This is a genomic window from Stenotrophomonas sp. A3_2, assembly GCF_036624925.1.
GTDB classification, from domain to species: Bacteria; Pseudomonadota; Gammaproteobacteria; order Xanthomonadales; family Xanthomonadaceae; genus Stenotrophomonas; species Stenotrophomonas hibiscicola.
In genome coordinates this window covers 1-367 of record NZ_JAZKVY010000392.1, presented here as the reverse complement: position 1 = coordinate 367, position 367 = coordinate 1, and the positions used below count along the sequence as shown (strand labels likewise).

Genomic DNA, 367 nt, shown 5'->3' with positions numbered 1-367 from the left:
CACGACCTCCAGCGCGCGCCCGCGCGCATCCCGCGCCGCGCGCAGGCGGCGGAGGTTGTCGGCCAGCACGGCATGGTTGGCGTCCGTCCGGTCCGCGCACACCGCCGCGATCACCACGCCGGGCCGGGCGAAGCAGGCGATGTCGTCCACATGCCCGTCGGTCTCGTCGTTCTCCAGCCCCTCGCCGAGCCAGAGCACCGTCTCGACGCCAAGCCAGTTCCGCAGATTGGCCTCAATATCCGCGCGCCCGAGATGCGGGTTGCGGTTGGGGTGCAGCAGGCATTGCTCCGTGGTCAGCACCGTGCCCTCGCCGTCCACGTGGATCGCGCCGCCCTCCAGAACGAAATCGGCGGCGAAGACCCGCACG

General features: G+C 71.7%; 1 protein-coding gene. It reads right to left on the bottom strand.

What is annotated here, in order from left to right; genetic code table 11:
• On the bottom strand, window positions 1-367 hold a 367-nt coding region (locus R5H29_RS22830; protein WP_332329902.1), incomplete at both ends, for an agmatine deiminase family protein.